General features: G+C 51.2%; 4 protein-coding genes. All 4 read left to right on the top strand.

Annotation, left to right across the window (positions count from 1 at the left end):
- The coding region (gene ccsB / locus RMO52_RS09980; protein WP_310413526.1) for a c-type cytochrome biogenesis protein CcsB at positions 1-609 on the top strand (609 nt) is incomplete at its 5' end.
- 79 nt (positions 610-688) lie between these two features.
- Positions 689-1,621 (top strand): KGK domain-containing protein, encoded by a 933-nt coding sequence (locus tag RMO52_RS09975; protein ID WP_310413524.1) that lies wholly within the window; start codon positions 689-691, stop codon positions 1,619-1,621.
- Positions 1,622-1,728: 107 nt separating this feature from the next.
- On the top strand, positions 1,729-2,097 hold the full coding sequence (gene folB, locus RMO52_RS09970) for a dihydroneopterin aldolase (RefSeq protein ID WP_309738574.1): 369 nt from the start codon (positions 1,729-1,731) through the stop codon (positions 2,095-2,097).
- A gap of 173 nt (positions 2,098-2,270) precedes the next feature.
- On the top strand, positions 2,271-3,740 hold the full coding sequence (locus RMO52_RS09965) for a DUF697 domain-containing protein (protein ID WP_310413521.1): 1,470 nt from the start codon (positions 2,271-2,273) through the stop codon (positions 3,738-3,740).
- Positions 3,741-3,944: the final 204 nt, after the last annotated feature.

Below are 3,944 nucleotides of genomic sequence, written 5' to 3'. Positions count from 1 at the left end.
TCCAACTGGTTGATGATGCACGTCAGTGTGATGATGATTTCTTATGCTACATTGATGGTGGGATCGGTACTGGCAATCGCCTTTTTGTTTGTCACGCGCGGACAGGATATCGAGTTGCGGGGTAGCTCTTTTGGTGGGAGTGGTTATCGCCTAACCAGTAGCCTTGCCACTCAAAAAGTCGCCGAAGCTGCCGCACCAATGGCAATTAATACCGCCGACATGGGTAACATAGCAGTGATGACATTACCGACAACGACAATGGCAACTGCCACACTCACCCCTCAGCGGTTGAGCCTCGCCGATACCTTGGATAATATCAGCTATCGCGTTATCGGTTTGGGCTTCCCCTTACTGACGATCGGGATTATTGCAGGTGGGGTCTGGGCAAACGAAGCATGGGGTTCGTATTGGAGCTGGGATCCGAAAGAAACTTGGGCATTGATTACTTGGTTGGTCTTTGCGGCATATCTGCACTCGCGAATTACCAAAGGCTGGCAAGGACGCAAACCCGCTATTTTGGCAACCCTTGGCTTCGTCGTCGTTTGGATTTGTTATCTAGGTGTCAACTTACTGGGTAAAGGATTACACAGTTATGGTTGGTTTCTGTAATATGATATTAGCGATCGAATACCTCGATCGCTAACCAGTTAAAAATATCAACATTCGCGCGAATTTAGTGGAGATTATTATGCACGATCGCTTTGAGTCGCTCGAAAGTGGCGAAGTTATCTCAGTTCAACACGATACATTAGTGCTTAGCGGTCATCGCACCTTTCGAGTCGGCGAACTCAACGAAGCGATCGAAAGTCATCTCAAAAAAGCGATCGAGAATTGGAACGAAGAAAACAATGCCTGGTTCACCGATCGCGGACTCGACTGTGAAGCCCTGAGATTTGGCTCTAAGGGCTGGCAAAAGGGGCGGATTAGGTTGTGTTTAGAATTCTGTCCCGACGAGCCAGATGCTCTCAGTGAGCCAGTAGCGGTGAATGCGACGGCGACCTCGCTCGGTGCAACGATCGCCCCATCAGCAGTCCCGGCCCCACCCACGCCTACCGCTAGTCATGACGATCGCCACGATCGTCCAACAGCAGCCGTCGCCCCAACGGCAACTGCCCAAACCGACGATCGTGGCAATTTTGCGGCAACAACTACCCCCGCCCCCAGCGAAACTCTGGCGGAAACCGAAGGCAGTTCGCTCCCCCTCGCTGGGATGACCGCAATGGGAGCAGCGGCAGTTGTAGCGACGATCGCGACCCCGATAGTAGCTACAGCGACACCCGCGCCACATTTTACGGATACCACTCTAGAGTCAGAAGAACATTTGCCGATCGATGCTGGAGCCGTCAATAGCAATCTCGATGAGATTGCCTATGTATTTGGGGGTGCTGACGATCGCGGTATTGCTGCGCCAAATGGCATGATGGAGCTAGATCTGACCGATCTCGGGCTAGATTTTTCCGAACACGATCTAGATTTATTGAGTTTCGAGTCGCCGGGGATTCCAGATGGTGCGGATGAGTTTATCAATCTTCAAGATATTGGCAGATCGGAAAATTCGGGGATGTTAATTGATGAAGTTTGGAATGAATTAAATCAAGGTAATTGGACTGGCAGCAATTAATTGAGAATTGAGAATTGAGAATTGAGAATTGCGGATGCGTTCCGGTTATTTTTCTAGGGCGATGGAAATGACTTGAGATTGGTGGCGATGCCAATATTTTAGAATATATGGATGTAATTCAATTAACAGGGATACGGTGTTATGGCTATACGGGATACTTGCCGGAGGAGCAAACTTTAGGACAATGGTTTGAAGTCGATCTGCGGATTGGCGTTGATTTAGCGGCATCCGGTCAAAGCGATCGGATTGAAGATACACTCGATTATCGCAGCGCTATTTCAGCGGTCAAACAGATAATTTCTACGGCTAAATTTGCCCTCGTCGAAAAACTTGCCGAGACGATCGTGACGACAGTCTTAGCTGACGATCTGGTCGAGTTCGTAGAGTTAAAACTCCACAAGCTAGCCGCACCAATTCCAGATTTTGGCGGCAAAATTACGATCGAATTAACCCGCCACAAAATCAAGCATACCTAGTCGCTCCCTTTAACTCCCAGTTGCCCGCGCCCCAATCGGTTCGCACCGAGCAAGGTGGGTAAACCCCCATGTTTAACTTAAGTAACGATCGGGATTTCCCCTGCTCGATCGCGCCCGGATCGATTAGTCTAGAAGTAATGAACGCGATCTAGCATTACATTGACGGGGCATTTATGACTGGACAATTACAACGTCCGCTTTTGATTGGTGGGATTGGGTTATCGTTAGGTTTATGGGGTTTAGATAGTGTCTCCCACAGCTTAGCTGGTGTCGGTGACTGGTTGACCCTGGGGACGATCGCCGCAGGTGGCGGCTATTGGTGGTACACTCAGCGCGGCAAGACAGCACAAGTGCCACTAGCGCCAGTAGACATCAATCGGGCGACACTCAATCGAGTCCTCCAGCAAGTAGAATTAGTAATCGATCGACTGGCAATCGAGAGTCCTGGCGCGGGACAAATCGCCACATTGCGCCAACAATTAACTCAAGCGCAAACCAATCTCACGCGCACAAATCGTCAGATTGCGATTACTGGCGGGCAAAAAGTCGGTAAAAGCAGCCTGATGCAAGCACTGGCAACCGAGCCAGTAGTTTCAGCCACGCCATTACAATACGTTGAGACACCAGCTTTATTTACCGTTGGCGGCGACAGTACCACCAATGCCACAGCCATCCGCGTAGCGCTCGCTGCCGATTTGGTACTATTTGTCACCAATGGCGATCTGACGGCTACCGAATACAAGCAGATCGCTGCCCTGCATCAAGCTCAACAGCGCGTGCTGTTAGTCTTCGATCGATCCGATCGATACTTACCAGCAGAACGCAATCTGATTTTACATCAGCTCCAGTCGAGTGTCGCTGGCACCCTTGCGCCTACTGACGTAGTAGCGACTACCAGTGCGCCAACCGCAATTAAAGTCCGCAAAATTCAAGCCGATGGCACCACCATCGAGACAGCAGAAACACCGCCTACAGATATTAGTAGTCTCGATCGGCAATTGGCAAATATCTTAGCCACCGAAAGCGAACAACTGCTGTGGGGGAATACTTACCGTCAAATCGCAGGCGTCCAAACCACTGCCAAGACTATCCTGAACGCCGTCCGCCGCGATCGCGCCCTACCCACGATCGAACAAAACCAGTGGATTGTCGCTGCGGCTGCCTTCGCTAACCCGGTACCCGCACTCGACTTACTTGCTACCGCTGCGGTAAATGCCCAAATGGTCGTCGATTTAGGGGCGATCTATCAGCAAAAATTCTCGATCGAACACGCTCAAGCCGCCGCCGGGGCAATGGGTAACGTCATGCTGAAACTGGGACTAGTCGAACTGTGTACCCAAACAGTCAGCGGTATTCTCAAAACTAACGCCGTCACCTATGTCGCTGGCGGCTTAGTCCAAGGCGTGAGTGCTGCTTACTTGACTCACATCGCGGGTTTGACCCTAGTCGAGTATCTCGAAGCGCAAGATCTCCTCGCCCCCACACCCGCTCATGCCTGGAACCTCGATCTGCTCGGCACTACCCTCCAGAAAGTCTTCCAAGCCAACCAACGAGCCGCTTACCTGCAAACGATCGTCAAGCAAGGAATCGATCGCCTAGCACCTGCTAAAGCTGCCACACAGCCAGTCGCGATCGAAGGTTAATCGATCTTCGTAGTCCGATCCATCCATCCCTGAGCATCCGCATGTAAATCCCCTCCCAGGAGGGGTGCCCGTAGGGCGGGGTGGGTAGGTCTTCGATTGTACTAAATAATGCTAAACGGGACATTACCAAGAGAATGTCACTCTGAGTAGAGGCGATCGTTGGTGAATTGTTATTAGCGTAGATCTACCCACCCCGCCCGTTGG

Source organism: Chamaesiphon sp. OTE_8_metabat_110 (assembly GCF_031382685.1).
Lineage (GTDB): Bacteria > Cyanobacteriota > Cyanobacteriia > Cyanobacteriales > Chamaesiphonaceae > Chamaesiphon.
The sequence above is the reverse complement of the archived record's forward strand: the minus strand, read 5'-3'. Positions and strand labels throughout refer to the sequence as shown.